This is a genomic window from Methylocystis iwaonis, assembly GCF_027925385.1.
In the GTDB taxonomy this organism is placed as follows: Bacteria; Pseudomonadota; Alphaproteobacteria; order Rhizobiales; family Beijerinckiaceae; genus Methylocystis; species Methylocystis iwaonis.
On record NZ_AP027142.1, the window covers coordinates 2,504,118 to 2,518,626 of the forward strand.

Below are 14,509 nucleotides of genomic sequence, written 5' to 3' on the forward strand. Positions count from 1 at the left end.
CAACCTGCTGTCATTCCCGACGCCCGCAAAGCTGGCGATCGGGAATCCAGAGCAAAACCAATGCTCTTGTGGCTCTGGATTCCCGGCCGGGCCTTTGGCCCGCCGGGAATGACCCAGTCGCAATGCGTGCTATTCAAAGGGGAGTGGATTAAGGGGTCGGCCGGGGCTAAGCGGACCGAGGCCCGCTCCCGTACCCCCTAGACGCCGAAGGTCACGAAACCGCGCTCGTCGATTGGCCAGGCGGGGTTCCACGCGATCTCCCAGGCATGATCGTCGGGATCGGCGACATAGCCGCGAAAACCGCCATGCGGCGGCTCGTCTGCAGGGCGGATGATGACGCCGCCTGCCTGCGCAAGCCTGTTCATCAAGGGAATCACGTCCTCTTTCGCCGATACATTATGTGCGAGAGAGAAAGCGCCGGGTTGCAGCAGACCGGCGCGATTCATATCGGCTTCCAAGGCGGCCTTCAGGAAGGTTCCCAAAACGAAGCCGTTCATTTGATAGAAGACGATCTGGTTGGCCTCGAAAACCGGCGCCCATCCGAAGCCGTCGACGTAAAAGCGCCGCGACCGATCGAGATCGACGACGCCAAGGGTAATGACGGAAATTTGCTGTTGCACCCTACGACCTCCTCTTCGCCGACACGCGATTGCGTCGGGCGTTAAAGGTCAGGGGACTCATCGCTGTCGCGAAGGTCAGGACCCGATTCCACGGGGATCGGGCTAACCGCACCGATCTCTCCTTTTTAGACAGTCTAGGATTAGCAGCGCTTCGCCAGCCGTTCAACGCCTCGTTGGGCGAGACAGGCGTGATGGCGCTCGAAGAATTGGCGGCCCTAAAGCCGCTCGCCGATCTTGCGGCTAGGGAATGCCCGCTGGAAATTTTTGGTGCGGTCGAGAGGACTCGAACCTCCACTGGTTGCCCAACTAGCACCTCAAGCTAGCGCGTCTACCAATTCCGCCACGACCGCATCGGGCGCTTCGATCTGTGCTGTGAAGCGCCGGCGCGCAGCCTCTAACAAATTGACCGGGCGCTGACAAGGGCGGCGCCATAATTTTGCAATCGACCGGGCGCCAACGGGGGAAAAGTCGAGCTAAACCAAGGGAAAACTTTGCATCGAGACATGTGGAAGAACGGCCGGGCGCTGATGCGGAGCCTACCGCCAGCCTCGTAGACCCTCGCCTCCTCTGGCGTACAGATTCGACGCGCCCTAGCCTGGGTCGAGATGCCGCATAATCTTTCAGAAATGCAGGGGCCTGAGTGATTTGACAAGAGCGCGGCTATAGCCGAAGGGTTTCCCGGCGGCAAAAAACAAGAACGAAATGGCGCGTCGCGCGCCCCCGGGGAAGAAAAAATTGAACGACACGATCGCTACTTTAGGCGGTAGCCTGGAAACAGGCGAACCGGACGGGCGGGCGCTCGCCCAACGCATGGCGGCGCTCAAAAACGAGGCGCGCGAAAAGGGCTATTTCAACGTCCCGCTCTGGGAGCAGGCGCTTCGCGGCGTCGAGCTCGTCGGCGTTCCGACGCTGGCTTTCGCTTTGCTCGCGAAAGGCGGGCTTGCCGCCGCGGCCGGCGCGCTGCTGCTCGGCGTCCATTATCCGCGCACGGCGTATCTGGGCCATGACGTCGCCCATAACCAATGGGGACCGCGCGAGGAGCCGAAAGCGCGCGTCATGCTCGCGGCGGCGGCGCTGTTCCAGGGCTTCGGCGCCTCCTGGTGGGTGGAGAAGCACGAGCTGCACCACTCTTTCCCGAACGGATGCAAGATGAACGCCGAAGGCGTGCTGACGCCGATCGACGGCGACATCGATTCGGCGCCGTGGATCGTGTGGGACAAGCTCCTCGTCCAGCACAATGACACGGCCCAGATGTCCGGCTTGTCGAGGTTCCTCGCTCCCTTCCTGCGGCGGTTCCAGGTCGCCCTCTTCTTCCCGCTGCTCATGCTCGCCCGCTTCAACTGGAGCTGGCAGAGCATCGCGACCGCGGCGCGCAAAGAGAAGACGCTCGAGACGGCGCTTTGCGTGGCGCATTGGGTTCTGGGCCTCACGCTCGCGGGCTTCCTCACGCCGGGCGCCGCCTGGACGGGTTGGGCGTGGTTCGTGTTCGCGCAGCTTCTCGGCGGCTTCATCCTCGCCTTCGTCTTCGTCCTCAATCACACGGGGATGGAAGTCTATGACGCTGCGAAGGCGATGGGCTTCTACGACCGTCAGGCGCGCTCGACCCGCAACACGCCGACCTCGACCTTCCTGGACTGGCTCACCGGCGGCCTCAACAGCCAGATCGAGCACCATATGTTCCCGACCATGGCGCGGCGCAATTTGAGCAAGATGCGCGATGCGACCCGCAAAGCCATGCAGGAGTGCGGCTACGCCTATGACGAGCTGAACAACCGCGAGGCCATGCGCGCGGTTCTGACGACTCTGGACGAAGCCGCTCGGGCTTAAAACAATTCGGGAGGCTGATGCTTTCAGCCTCCCTACCAAAGGGCGCCAAGGCCCGGCCTCGCCTAAAAATTAGATTGGCAGAATCGCAGCCATTGCGCCGATCGTGATGAAGCCGGCCAAGGCGATCATCGTGAGCTTGTCCATCCGACCCTCCCCTGCCTCCGCCCAAATTGGCGCGAGCACGTCAATAACGCCACAGTTTTCTTTTGGTTGCATTCTGTGATGCAGCAAAATGCACCAAAAAATCTTCGCAGGCGCACAATCAAGCCGACGCAAGTCACTGTCGAGCCTAAGAGAAATACTGTTCAATATTGCAGGACCGCTTTCTGACGGCCTCAGTGTTCCACAACCGCCGCGAGAGAAGTTCCGCTTCCGCCTTGATCCTGCCCGCCAACTCGGCAAAAGATAGCCGCATTCATCCGATCCGGTCTGAGCGATGGCGAGTCACTACGAGGTTCTTGGCGTCAACGAGGACGCGACGCGGCGCGAGATCAACGCGGCCTATCGTCGTCTCGTCAAGCAGCATCATCCGGACAAGGGCGGCGATCCCGCCAAATTCCAGCGCGTCACGCAAGCCTATAATGCGCTCAAAAGCGAGCCCGAGCGCGAGGCCTACGACTTCGAACATAAGTTCGGCAGCTTCCTCGACGAGACCGCCAACAAGCGCACGCTGCTGCAGCGGCTGAACGCGTTTCTACGCGACCGCGCCTTCGCCGCGCTGAGCGTGCTGTCTTTTCTGCTCGGCGTGCTGCTGATCGACTCCGGCGACGGCGTCAACGAGAGTTACAATCCCTTTCTGCTGGCGGCGGGCTGCGCTTTTATCTTGCTGTGCGTCGGCTTTTTCGCCAATCGCGGACAGGCTTACGACGGCCTTGGCGCGGCGCTGCTGCGCGCTGTGTTCTCGATCCTGTTTTTCCTGTTCGACGTGCTCATGCGCGTCTATGTGATTCTGGCGCTGATGTTTTCGGTCGTCGTACTCGTCGCGCTGCTCAATTGGCTCAAGAAAAACTTCCTGCACCTGCTTCCGCTTCATTTCTGAAGGCGTTCGATCAGCGCCATGGCGGCGGCGGGGTTTTTCTCCTTCGCGCCGCGAATGACATAAAGATAAACATCGCGCCCGCTGCGTTTGGGCGTATTGGCGCAGATCCGCGGCAGATCGCTAGGCGCGCCGCCTTCCGCCCATTTTTGGGCGCGGGCGGCCCAGAGATCGAGCCGCTCGCGATCGTAGCCTTGCTTGCGCGACGCGCGCGTTCCCATGATGCGCGCATAGACGAAGGGCGCGGTGAGATCGGCGATCAGCGGAAAATCAGAATCGCCTTCGACGACGATCGCTGCGTGATGCGCGCGCGCCAAAGCGATGAATTCGCTCGTCACGAAGCTTTCGTCGCGCGCCTCGATCGCATGACGCAGCGCGACGCCTTCGCTCTCTCGCGGCAATGCTGACAGAAAGGCCGCGCAGAAATCGAGATCGAACTTGCGCGTCGGCGGGAATTGCCACAGCACAGGCCCGAGCTTTTCGCCGAGCGCCGCGACGCCGCTGTCGAAGAAATGCGCAATCGACTCTTTCACGTCATGCGGCGTGCGCCGGCTCATGGCGTAGCGCGGCGCCTTCACGCTGAAGACGAAGCCCTCGGGCGTCTGGTCGCGCCAGCTCAGATAGGTCTCGCGCGTTTGCGTTCGATAGAAAGTCGCGTTGATTTCGATCGAGGTGAGATGACGGCTCGCATATTCCAGCTCATGCGACGTCGGCAGTCCCGGCGGGTAGAACGCCTCGCGCCAGGGAGCAAAGCTCCAGCCTCCGACGCCGACATAAATGCGGCCCGTCGTCATCCGCGCTCCTTTGCCCACGACTGGAGTTAGCGCGCGCGTCGCGGCGAGCGAGGGTGAACCGGCGCTGGGAAATTGTCTTGTGATCATTGCTCCTCGAAAAAGTGATCGAGAAGAAAGGAAGGATTATGGCTGAGCGGCGGGAAGACGGCGCCGAAATGTGATTGTCCTCGATTACAATCGAGCGCGATGTGCGGACGCGCACAGGACTTTTTTGCGGGGCGCGTTAGTCTTCGCCACCTCGAACCAAGAGAGATTCGGCTTGTGCCTGACTTTTTCCCCGGCCTTTTGGCGTTCGCCGTTTATTTCGCGGGCGCAGCAGGCTTCTGCGCCATTTTCTGTCTCGTTTACACGCGGGTGACGCGGCACGACGAATTCGCGCTCATTGTCGCGACGCAGAGCGCCTCCGCGGCAATCGCCTTCGGCGGCAGCCTTGTGGGATTTGCGATCTCGCTTGCCGCGGCGATCCACCATACAGGCTCCATCGCCGAATTCGCCGTCTGGGGCGTTGTCGCGCTCGTCACGCAGATCATCGCCTATGGGCTTGCACGGCTTGCGCATCCGGGGCTATCGCAGGCCATCCAGGAGAATGTGCTCTCGGCGGCCATCTGGGTCGCCGCCGTCTCCATCGCTGCCGGCCTGCTCAGCGCCGCCTGCATGAGCCCGTAACGCCATGGCCGACGGGACGCCCAAGGACTTCGGCAGGCGCGCGCCGCCGGTCGTTCTGCAGAAACCCAAAACGTCGAAGGAACGACCGAACCCGATCCTTCCCCAACGGAAGCGTTCGCTCGCCGTGTCCCTCGCAGTAATGGGCGCGGTCTCGCTCGGCGGCTACGGGCTCTACGAATGGATCGAAAGCCCGCACTGCGAGCCGGACCCGAATAATCCCGACCAGCAGATCTGCAGGCATAGCAACGGCTCGACCTCACACAGCTCCAGGGGCTGGCATTGGTCGTCGGGCTCCAGCGCCTCGACCCATGGCGTCTCCTTCGGCGGCTTCGGACACTCTGGCAGCGGCGGCGGCTGATGAAACGGGAAATCTCACGACCCCGCCACGGCGTCGAAGCGCATTTCAAAAACATCGGCTTCGCCTACGCCCATATGGACGGCGAGCCTTATTGGGAGGAAAGCGCGCGCTATATCTTCACGCTTCGCGAGATCGAAGACGACATCGAGGCCGCAACGCGCGAACTCGACGCGCTTTGTCTGGAGCTCGTCGGCCGCATTGCCGAAAGCGAAGAGATGATGGATCGCCTGCATGTGGCGAAACATGCGCGCGAGCTTATCGCCGAGAGCTGGAAGCGGCGCGACCCTTCGCTCTACGGCCGCTTCGATCTTGCTTACGACGGCAAGGGCCCGGCGAAGCTTCTCGAATATAACGCCGACACGCCGACGAGCCTGTTCGAAACCGGCGTCGTGCAATGGCAGGCTGGAGCAGCTCACAGCGAGCGGCGAGCTGCCGCAGCACGCCGATCAGTTCAACTCGCTGCACGACAGGCTGATCGCGCGCTGGGGAGAGATCGCGCCCGAGCGTCTCGTGCATTTCGGCGCCATGAGCGACAGCGTCGAGGATTTCGGCACCGCGGCCTATCTCGCAGATTGTGCGGTGCAAGCGGGATGCGGCGCCGCGCTGCTCGACATGCACGACGTCGGCCTCGACGGCGCGCATTTCTGCGACCGCGACGGGCGCAAGATCGAGACGCTGTTCAAGCTCTATCCTTGGGAGTGGATGTTCGCGGACACATTTTCCCATGCGCCGGCCATGCGCGTCACGCGCTTCGTCGAGCCGCCATGGAAGGCGCTGCTCTCCAACAAGGGCGTGTTGGCGCTGTTGTGGGAGATGGCGCCGGGACATCCGAATTTGCTCGAGTGCTATTTCGCCGACGATCCCCGCGCGGCGGCGCTCGGCGAGAGCTACGCCAAGAAGCCGATCTACTCGCGCGAAGGCGCCAATGTGCTGCTGGTGAAGGACGGCGCCGCCATCGCCAGCGCGCCCGGCGACTACGGCGCCGAGGGCCATGTGCGGCAGGCGTTGCATATGCTGCCCTGTTTCGATGGGCGCTATCCGGTCGTCGGCTCCTGGGTGGTCGGCGGCGAACCGGCGGGCATGGGCCTGCGCGAGGACGCGACGCCCCTCACCTCGAACCACTCGCGCTTCGTTCCGCACGCGATCGTCGGCTAGGCGCGCGACCGCCGGCGCCCGGCCGCTAAATAAAATCCCAAGCGGGGGGGCGAGTCGGAGGCGATCATGCGGCTGACCTCGACGGCGTTACAGGATGGCGGCAATATTCCGCGCGCGTTCACTTGCGACGGGGACGATCGTTCGCCGCCGCTCGCTTGGGCGGAGGCCCCCGGCGAGACGCAAAGCTTCGCTCTGATTGTCGATGATCTCGATGCGCCCGGGGGCGTGTTCGCGCATTGGGCCTGCTACGACATTCCCAAGAATTACACTGCGCTCGAGGAAGACTCCGGGCGGCCGGCGACCTCGGACATTCTCCGCCACGGTCAGAATGATTTTCGGGAGCTCGGCTACAACGGTCCCTGCCCGCCGCATGGCCACGGGCTGCATCGCTACCGTTTCCGTCTGTTTGCGCTGGATTGCCCCAAGCTGCCGCTCGGCCCGCGCCCGAGCTGTAAGCAGGTCGAGGAGGCGACGCATGGGCGCGTTCTCGCGGAAGCGCGGCTGATGGGACGTTACGGGCGCTGAGACGAGATTCAAGTTCGTTGTCATTCCCCACGCTCGCGAGCGAACGATCGGGAATCCAGAGCAGACCAGCGCCGTCATTGCGAGCGAAGCGAAGCAATCCAGAGCCCCGCCTCGGCCCTGGATTGCTTCGTCGCTTCGCTCCTCGCAATGACGGTGGGGGCCGAATTCCTAGCCGGGCCTTCGGCCCGCCGGGAATGACAAGGGCTCGACGCGAGCTGTTTAAACGGAAAGTATGAGACGCCCGCAATCTGACGCTTTCGCCGCATCTCCCTGTCGTGCTTGCGCGCATAATCCGGATTCAAAAATGCTGTAAAAGAGAGTCATTGATTTAGTATCGGAGGTTGTCATGGCTGTTTTCAAGCTTCCCCTCTCGGGCGACGTGCCTGTCAACGTCGCTCCCTTTTTGAATCCCTTCGGGATTGTCGGCAGCAATTTTTCCTTCATGAATATAGACCTTGGCCAATCCAGCGCGCCGCAGGTCGAGCAACAGGTGCTGAAAGACGTGGGCAGCTACGGCAAGCAACTCGGGCGCGTCGGCGACGCCCTGCGCGTCATCGTCGAAAAGCTCGACGAGAGGGAGTTGTCGAAGAAGGATAAGAAGGCCGTCCGCGCCTTTCTCGCCATGCTCGATGAAATCGACGACATCAAGCGCGCGCAAGGCCGCGCGCCGGCGCCGAATGGCGAGGCGCCATGACCGCTTCCTCCTGCCCTCCCCGCGATATGATCGCGCCCGCGCTCTCGCCCCGCGCCGGCGCGCCGCCGGTCGAATGGCGCATAAGCGACGGCCTCGTCGGCTATGAAGAGGCCCTCGCCTTCATGGAGGACCGCGTCGCCGCGATCGCGCGCGGAGCGGCGCCGGAGTGCGTCTGGCTATTGGAGCATCCGCCGATCTACACGGCCGGAACCTCGGCCAAGGACAGCGACCTTCTCGACGCGCGCTTTCCCGTCCACCGCACGGGACGCGGCGGGCAATTCACCTATCACGGCCCCGGCCAGCGGATTGCCTATGTGATGCTCGACCTCACGCAAAGGCGCCGCGACATCCGCGCCTTTGTCTGCGCGCTTGAATCCTGGCTTATCGCCACGCTTGCAGAATTCGGCGTCGCCGGCGAACGCCGGGAGGCGCGCGTCGGCGTCTGGGTGCAGCGGCCAGACAAAGCGCCCGGCCCGAACGGCGAAATAGCGGAAGACAAGATCGCCGCCATCGGCGTGCGCTTGCGGCAATGGGTGAGCTTCCACGGCATTGCGCTCAACGTCGCGCCCGACCTCTCACACTTTTCCGGCATCGCGCCTTGCGGCGTGCGGGAGCGACATTTGGGCGTCACGAGCCTGAAAGACTTGGGGGCGCCCGCCACGATGGCCGACGTCGACGCAGCGCTGCGGCGCCATTTCGAGGCGATCTTCGGCTAAACAGTCTCGCCCACTGTGAACCCGGCAGCGTCGCCAAGCTCCGCCAGATCCGCCTCTGCCTCGCGCAAGCTCTCGACGCGTGCGAGAAGGGGGCCGCGCCGGGCCGCTGCGATCAAGGCCGCGACTTTCTCCTCCGGCCCAGCGGCGAGAGCCTCCACTGAACCATCCAGCCGATTGCGCGCCCAGCCGACCAGCCCGAGCGCATTGGCCTGCCGAATAAGAAAGGCGCGAAAGCCAACGCCCTGCACGCGGCCCGTCACAAAGAAACGGACGGCGCGGCGGCTCATGTATTCGGAACCGCGACATTGTCGATGAGCCGTGTCGCGCCAAGCCGTGCGGCGGCGAGGATGCGCATCGGCCCTTCGAGGCGGCGCGCAACGCGCGCAAGCGTATCGGCGTGACGCGCCTCGACATAGTCGATATCGAAACCTGCCCCCACGATCGCCTCGTGCGCCTCGCCCATCACATGCCCGACGACCTCGCCCTCTCCAATGCGGCGCGCCGCCTCGGAGAGGGCGCGATAGAGCCGCGGCGCGCGGGCGCGATCTTCCGCCGAGAGATAGATGTTTCGCGAGGACATCGCGAGCCCGTCGGGGTCGCGCAGCGTCGGCCCCGCCAGGATGCAAGTTCCAATGTCGAGATCGCGCGCCAAATGGCGAATAACGAGAAGCTGCTGGTAATCCTTCTCGCCGAAGACGGCGATATCCGCCTGCGCCTGATTGAGCAGCTTGGCGACGACCGTAGCGACGCCGGCGAAATGGGTGGGGCGGAAGCGGTCCTCGAGGTCGGCCTTGGCCGGACCTTCGAGCATCACCGTCGTGCAAAAGCCTTCCGGATACATCTCCTCGACCGCCGGCGCGAAGACGAGATCGGCGGAGACGCTTGCGAGCTTCTCGCAATCGGCCGCCAGCGTGCGCGGGTAGCGCGAGAAATCCTCAGTGGGTCCGAACTGCGTGGGATTGACGAAGATTGTCGTGATGACGCGATCCGCGTGGCGGCGCGCCTCCTCGACGAGCGAGAGGTGGCCGGCGTGCAGCGCGCCCATGGTCGGGACGAGTCCAATGCGCTCGCCCGCCGCACGGCGCGCGTGCACGAAGGCGCGCATGTCCTCGACAGTATGGACGACAGGAACCTCATAGCTCATCCGCGCAGGCCTTTCTTCTGTTCCGCCGGCATAAGATGGAGCTTGCCAGAGCATGTCAATACACGCCAAAGCGCGTGCGCACGCTCCTGTAATTCTTGGTTTTCAGACGACTTGACGCAAAATCGCGCGCCCCTTGGCGACACTTCCGGGCCGCCCCTTTTAGCGAGCGCTAAACAACTCGCGACAAAGAGAGCGCTGGAGGGTATTCGCAAGTGCACAGCGCCCTATATGGCGGGAATGCCCAAGCGACCATACGAAGATGAGGCCACGCGTCTCGCGAAAGCCAGACGCCAGTTGAGAGCCAAAATGGTTCAGTCTGGCATGCTGCCAGGCCTCTTCGTGAAAGGGACCAAGACGCTGCGTCCCGAGATCAAGGCGCTCATAGACAAGGCAGTCGCGGAAAAAGCCCGCGAAAAGTGAACGTGACCGCCAAAGACCGACCCGCTCTGCTCAGACTGGAGGGCCGAGATGTCCCTCGAACGGCTCGACACGGAAACCTTGCGCGAGGCGCAGGGGTTTTCGTTCTCCATGCGCATCACCGGAACACACGAGAATGTGCGGGTGTTCGTCGCCGACGACGCGCTCGATGACGGCATGGCGCGCGGCCTTGCCGAGCTGCGCTCGCAGTTCGATAAAGACAAGCAAGGGTTCGAGGATATTGCCAGCGCCCGACATTCGCACGGGAGAGTGGCGGCGAATGGCACCGTCACGATTACGGCGGCCGACCTTTTCGGGATCATCGACTAGACTTTTAGGCCTCGCCCGAGGAGCGGGATCGAAAACCCATCTGCCCGCGCCGGGGGCGGATCGGCTACGATTGTTAATTCGTTCGCGAGACGTTATCATCCACCCATCGATAACGAACGGCCTGACGACTCGGCCCTGTTCCTCCGGGAACTGCTGATGATCACCCTCCAGACATCGATCGACCCGGCCCCGCGCATGCGGGCCTTTCTCCGTGCTTGGAGAGAAGAATGGCAACTGGAACCGTAAAGTGGTTTAACGCCCAAAAGGGCTTTGGCTTTATTCAGCCTGACGAGGGCGGGCCGGACGTTTTCGTCCACATCAGCGCCGTCGAACGCGCGGGCATGAACGACCTCCGCGAAGGCCAGAAGATCAGCTACGAGATCGTGGCGGACCGCCGCTCGGGCAAGTCGTCGGCCGATCAGCTCAAGCCGGCCTGACGGGCGCCGACCCCGAACAAGATCGAGGGCCGCCGTCGCAACGGCGGCTCTTTTTGTTTTTGCCGGACGCGAAAAAGCAGGGCGCGACTGGGCGTTCGAGCCGCCTGCAGCAAGCGCGGGGGGCGCGCGGGCGCTTTCTACGTAGTTTCCCTAATTGAGCGTCACCATGAGCGGCGCCAGCATCTGGCGGTAGCGGCGATAAGCCGCAATTTACCCGCGTGACCGCGATGCGTCTTGTTCTCGTCGAGTGGGCCTCCGACAGAGTCCTTGGAGACACGGCGGATTTTGCCAAAGATTCGGCCGAATGGGCCGATTGCGCTTTTCGTGAAATTGCCCTCGAGCAACTCGCCGTCGTCGCCGCGCGGCTCTTCGATGAAAGTCGGGGACGGCGAGGGTGGCGCTACCAGTTCGCCTGTTTCGGTCGGAAAGAAAACACGACGTATGAGATCTTCACCGTGAACGAAGAAGAGGAGGAGGCGATCTTCCGTCCTGACGCCTCTTCGATCATGCAAGCCGTCATCACCCGCTGCGCCTATGCCGGCTTTGTCCGCCGAAAGCCGCCAGAGCCGCGAATAGCCACTTTGCCGAATACGAAAGCAGCATAGCGCGGGCCCCGCCCCCGATATATCGGTTTGACGCGCAGCGCGCTGCGAGATGATTTGCCCTCGCGGAGTCAACAGGCACCGATGAGTTATCCAAAGAATTACGTAAATTTACGCAATTGAAAGCTGGCCCCTAAGTGCGGCAATCTGTCGCAGAGCTGGTTGGGCAAGGATTGCAAGATGCTGAATGTTCAAAAGATTACGATCGCGACACGCCCGCACGCCGGCGAGACGATCCTTGCGGCCGCGCCATCCGCCAGGAGCCGCGTGCTGCTCTCGTCTTATCTGCTCAACCTCTGGCGTGGGCCCGACGCCGTGCGCGATATGATCGTCGCCGATTTCTGCGCGGCGACCGATTTGGGGGCGTCGGCGCAGGCGGCCGACCTCTTGCTGGTTCTGCGCCAGTTTCTCGAAGACTGGCCCGAGGCCGGCCTTGTTCCATGCGCCTGCCTGCGCCAGTGGTGAAAGCGCGGCGGCGTTTCAGCGGCCTTTCTTCTGCTCCGCCGCGAGATAAGCCAGATAGGCGATATGCGCCGCGGGCAGCTCCAGCGCCTGCGCCGCCCCGATAATCTCGGCAAGATAGCTTGGCCAGGCCGACGCGCCGGCCGCGCCCGGCGGCGGGGCGGCGCCGATATAGACGAGCGCCGGGGACGCGCCGAAGGGCTCGCGCAGAACGGGGATGATTTTCTTGGCGTAGAGCCCCTGCCCCACCTGCTCGTAGCGGTCGAGCGCCGCGACGTCCGAGGGCGGGACGTCCCACAGCGCGCCATGGACGGCGGCGCGCGCATCGGGAACGACGCTGGCGAAGCCCGAGGGCAGAATGACGAAACGCCAGCGCGCGAGCCGCGCCCGCCCCAGAAGCCGCGAACGCGGGCAGCGCCGCGCCATAGCGGCGGCGTCCATATTGGAGCCATAGGCAAAATGCAGCGGCACAGTCGATCTCTTCCTTTGCCCTCTCGCGCAACGGCGCCGCCGTGCTATATCACGCGCCGGGGAAGGGTGGCCGAGTGGTTTAAGGCAGCGGTCTTGAAAACCGCCGTGGGGGCAACTCCACCGTGGGTTCGAATCCCACCTCTTCCGCCATTTTTCTAGTAAAATCAATGGATTGCTGACAATATCTTTGACTCGGCCTATCGCCTGCCATAACGGCAGTCGAAATAGGTTCAACCGAAACTTGGGTTAGTCAGCGAAAACGATGCAGACAGTAGCGTGCGCGTGGCGCGATGCGTCGGCGCAAAAGAGCGGGTTTCAAAGTGCAAATAAGGGTTTAAGCGCTTCTCAGCCTCTACGCCGGGACTCAGTTCGCGTCGTTCACTGACAGAACCTTTTGCGCCCTGCCCTCGGTCAACCAATGTGAGAGGCGAGTTTTAGGATCGCATCGAAATAATTTGACCTCTCATTGCTCAGCTTCTTTGCCCGATGTTTTTCCAAGCAGACGATATCGGCTGACCCGTCTAAGTCGTCGCCGTGACCGGCTGAGGGTGCGCGCACCTGCTCTGATTGGCGGACCTGCTTCTCAGCATCTATTGAAGCGGAGAAGTTGAACGATAACTGGGTTTGCTCCTCACGCATCGCCATCTCCTCCACCCTCTGAATCGGGGATAAGCTTTTTTTCTTTCAACCCCTTTAACACGATGGCTTCGAGGGTCGGAAGCGCCTCTAGTGTCTTGTCGAATCTAGGCTGTGAATCTTGTGGATCAACTAGAATCATTTTCCCTCCGCTCTTCCGGCCAGCTTGCGGCATCCTGAAGAGCTTTAAATAGCGCGAAGGAGCGACTCCGTCGTACGGGAGAATCCGAACCTTCGACTTGTCAGATTCCTCTTCAGTGATGGAATCGTCGTGCAACTTCGTTGCCAAACTTTTCCGGTAAGGCTCGATATAGAATACCTCTGTAATTCCCGCTGCAATTATGTGTCGCGCGCAATTATGGCAAGGATACGTTGTAATATAAATCTTGCCACCCACTATAGAACCCTTAGCTGTTTGGCCAGCATTAATTATTGCATGCATTTCTGCATGCACAGATCGAGAAAACTCTATCAAATTTTTTATTTTGCTGTTCTTCGAAATTATTGACGATATCGCTTCCTTATGTCCATTATCTATGATGCCAGAGTTGACCAGCTCAGCTGCCAGAATCTGAGATATTTGATCCTTCTCATCATCGTTAAAACATCTTCCGCCTTTTAGGTTCCAACAGCGCCTGTCATTATCCGAGTGAGGATCGTTCACAGGGTCAGTCATATACAGATTGCCCCCGTACTTGGGCACATCGTTCCAACCGGTCGAGATTACCGCTCCACTCTGGTCAGTTAGCGCAGCCCCTACCTGCCTAGATAAGCACGCGGAATTCGTAGCGGCAGATGCAGCCGCATACATGGCCGTCTCAGCTGCGGTTGGCGTAACAACTTTCGTTCCCAGAATTAATTGCAGGAACCGTTCGACTCTGGTTTTGATTTGACTGTCCGTGTCAGTATCAATGCGGAGAAAAAAGTCAGCGTGAGGAAAGGTGTCTCGGACTGTTTGACCATGGGCGAATTCTTCACCAGAGTCTTGGTCAACAAGTTCGTAAATCTCGGAGAGCTTCATTCCACTTTGTTCGAGTGCTTTTACACGTGCCGGAAGCGGAGAAAAGACGCCAATAACATAGACCATATCGCGATACACGAGCCGTAGAAGATCAAGCTCCTCCTGATTTTTAATCGAGTCGATGATATGGCAAATTCTACGCGGCCGAAACGCCGCCGACTCACTAGCTTCTTTATGCTTGGTTCGTTCAAGGGCAATCTCGCTTACAGCAAGTTCTGCAAGAATGCTGTTTCCATGTTGCTTGCGTAGCGAGTCGCCGCCTTCTATCAGTGCTTTCGTTCTTTCGTATGCAGTAGCGCTTGGCGCAACGCTTTCATGTTGCTCAATCAATCGACTTAAGCGCAATACGATACACGGGTCGTAACCGAATTCTTTTTTAAGGCTTTTTTCAAAAGCCTCCGCCACCTTATGCAATGGTGAACCGATGGGTCCGCAGAGAGCGATAACAAGCTCGCTCGTGTGCGAGTTTTTGATTTGATGCTGCGCATTGAAGAGGTCATTAACTGGCCGTATGCTCGCGCGCTTGATAGCTGGTCTAGACGCCAACTTAATCTCCACTGAATCAAGAAAATCACCTGGAATCAGGCAAAATCGTATC

At 61.2% G+C, this 14,509-nt stretch carries 18 protein-coding genes, 2 tRNA genes and 1 pseudogene; 13 read left to right on the forward strand and 8 right to left on the reverse strand.

The genetic code is table 11. The features are described 5' to 3' along the window. Positions 1-197 precede the first annotated feature (197 nt). Together QMG84_RS12150 and QMG84_RS12155 are read right to left on the reverse strand one after the other, a co-directional pair. Positions 198-620: a VOC family protein gene (locus tag QMG84_RS12150; RefSeq protein ID WP_281928153.1), complete on the reverse strand. Its 423-nt coding sequence runs from the start codon at positions 618-620 to the stop codon at positions 198-200. A 265-nt stretch (positions 621-885) separates the two neighbouring features. Further along, a tRNA-Leu gene (locus tag QMG84_RS12155) sits at positions 886-970 on the reverse strand. A 385-nt stretch (positions 971-1,355) separates the two neighbouring features. Here QMG84_RS12155 and QMG84_RS12160 point away from each other — a divergent pair. Both QMG84_RS12160 and QMG84_RS12165 read left to right on the forward strand, forming a co-directional pair. Continuing rightward, positions 1,356-2,447 (forward strand): fatty acid desaturase, encoded by a 1,092-nt coding sequence (locus QMG84_RS12160; RefSeq protein WP_281928155.1) that lies wholly within the window; start codon positions 1,356-1,358, stop codon positions 2,445-2,447. 436 nt (positions 2,448-2,883) lie between these two features. Further along, complete coding sequence (locus QMG84_RS12165; RefSeq protein WP_281928156.1) at positions 2,884-3,486, forward strand: J domain-containing protein; 603 nt, start codon at positions 2,884-2,886, stop codon at positions 3,484-3,486. On the opposite strand, the gene QMG84_RS12170 is transcribed toward QMG84_RS12165, so the two are convergent. After that, on the reverse strand, positions 3,477-4,277 hold the full coding sequence (locus QMG84_RS12170; protein ID WP_281928157.1) for a DUF72 domain-containing protein: 801 nt from the start codon (positions 4,275-4,277) through the stop codon (positions 3,477-3,479). The two genes, QMG84_RS12165 and QMG84_RS12170, sit on opposite strands and share 10 nt — an antisense overlap. A gap of 261 nt (positions 4,278-4,538) precedes the next feature. On the opposite strand from QMG84_RS12170, the gene QMG84_RS12175 reads away from it, so the two are divergent. The 6 genes and pseudogenes from QMG84_RS12175 to lipB all read left to right on the forward strand — a co-directional run bounded on the left by QMG84_RS12175 (position 4,539) and on the right by lipB (position 8,391). After that, entirely contained in the window at positions 4,539-4,943 is a 405-nt protein-coding gene (locus tag QMG84_RS12175) for a DUF350 domain-containing protein (protein ID WP_281928158.1), read from the forward strand. Between the two features lie 4 nt (positions 4,944-4,947). Then, complete coding sequence (locus tag QMG84_RS12180) at positions 4,948-5,301, forward strand: hypothetical protein (protein WP_281928159.1); 354 nt, start codon at positions 4,948-4,950, stop codon at positions 5,299-5,301. Then, positions 5,301-6,456: pseudogene (locus QMG84_RS12185) on the forward strand (glutathionylspermidine synthase family protein). Before QMG84_RS12180 ends, QMG84_RS12185 begins: the two are co-directional and overlap by 1 nt. 66 nt (positions 6,457-6,522) lie before the next feature. Continuing rightward, on the forward strand, positions 6,523-6,981 hold the full coding sequence (locus QMG84_RS12190; protein ID WP_281928160.1) for a YbhB/YbcL family Raf kinase inhibitor-like protein: 459 nt from the start codon (positions 6,523-6,525) through the stop codon (positions 6,979-6,981). Between the two features lie 346 nt (positions 6,982-7,327). Next, on the forward strand, positions 7,328-7,675 hold the full coding sequence (locus QMG84_RS12195; RefSeq protein ID WP_281928161.1) for a hypothetical protein: 348 nt from the start codon (positions 7,328-7,330) through the stop codon (positions 7,673-7,675). Next, positions 7,672-8,391 carry a lipoyl(octanoyl) transferase LipB gene (gene lipB / locus QMG84_RS12200; RefSeq protein WP_281928162.1) on the forward strand — a complete coding sequence of 240 codons (720 nt, stop codon included), beginning with the start codon at positions 7,672-7,674 and terminating at the stop codon, positions 8,389-8,391. The genes QMG84_RS12195 and lipB overlap by 4 nt, the downstream gene beginning before the upstream one ends. Here the strand turns inward: lipB and QMG84_RS12205 are convergent. After that, entirely contained in the window at positions 8,388-8,678 is a 291-nt protein-coding gene (locus QMG84_RS12205) for an acylphosphatase (RefSeq protein WP_281928165.1), read from the reverse strand. The genes lipB and QMG84_RS12205 overlap by 4 nt on opposite strands. Further along, positions 8,675-9,535, reverse strand: coding sequence for a pantoate--beta-alanine ligase (panC, locus tag QMG84_RS12210; protein WP_281928166.1), 861 nt, complete (start codon positions 9,533-9,535; stop codon positions 8,675-8,677). The genes QMG84_RS12205 and panC overlap by 4 nt, the downstream gene beginning before the upstream one ends. Before the next feature lie 468 nt (positions 9,536-10,003). Between panC and QMG84_RS12215 the strand changes: the two genes are divergently transcribed. The 4 genes from QMG84_RS12215 to QMG84_RS12230 all read left to right on the forward strand — a co-directional run bounded on the left by QMG84_RS12215 (position 10,004) and on the right by QMG84_RS12230 (position 11,786). Then, entirely contained in the window at positions 10,004-10,282 is a 279-nt protein-coding gene (locus QMG84_RS12215; protein ID WP_281928167.1) for a hypothetical protein, read from the forward strand. A 227-nt stretch (positions 10,283-10,509) separates the two neighbouring features. Next, entirely contained in the window at positions 10,510-10,719 is a 210-nt protein-coding gene (locus QMG84_RS12220) for a cold-shock protein (protein WP_202073445.1), read from the forward strand. A gap of 227 nt (positions 10,720-10,946) precedes the next feature. Beyond that, positions 10,947-11,324 carry a hypothetical protein gene (locus QMG84_RS12225; protein ID WP_281928168.1) on the forward strand — a complete coding sequence of 126 codons (378 nt, stop codon included), beginning with the start codon at positions 10,947-10,949 and terminating at the stop codon, positions 11,322-11,324. A gap of 177 nt (positions 11,325-11,501) precedes the next feature. Beyond that, on the forward strand, positions 11,502-11,786 hold the full coding sequence (locus tag QMG84_RS12230) for a hypothetical protein (protein WP_281928169.1): 285 nt from the start codon (positions 11,502-11,504) through the stop codon (positions 11,784-11,786). Between the two features lie 15 nt (positions 11,787-11,801). On the opposite strand, the gene QMG84_RS12235 is transcribed toward QMG84_RS12230, so the two are convergent. Then, positions 11,802-12,254 (reverse strand): gamma-glutamylcyclotransferase family protein, encoded by a 453-nt coding sequence (locus tag QMG84_RS12235; RefSeq protein ID WP_281928170.1) that lies wholly within the window; start codon positions 12,252-12,254, stop codon positions 11,802-11,804. A 60-nt stretch (positions 12,255-12,314) separates the two neighbouring features. On the opposite strand from QMG84_RS12235, the gene QMG84_RS12240 reads away from it, so the two are divergent. Then, positions 12,315-12,404, forward strand: a tRNA-Ser gene (locus QMG84_RS12240). Positions 12,405-12,665: 261 nt separating this feature from the next. Here the strand turns inward: QMG84_RS12240 and QMG84_RS12245 are convergent. After that, positions 12,666-12,893: a hypothetical protein gene (locus tag QMG84_RS12245; protein ID WP_281928171.1), complete on the reverse strand. Its 228-nt coding sequence runs from the start codon at positions 12,891-12,893 to the stop codon at positions 12,666-12,668. Then, the gene (locus tag QMG84_RS12250) at positions 12,886-14,457 is read right to left on the reverse strand and encodes an anti-phage dCTP deaminase (protein WP_281928172.1); all 1,572 of its coding nucleotides are present in this window, start codon (positions 14,455-14,457) and stop codon (positions 12,886-12,888) included. Before QMG84_RS12250 ends, QMG84_RS12245 begins: the two co-directional genes overlap by 8 nt. Between the last annotated feature and the right edge of the window lie 52 nt (positions 14,458-14,509).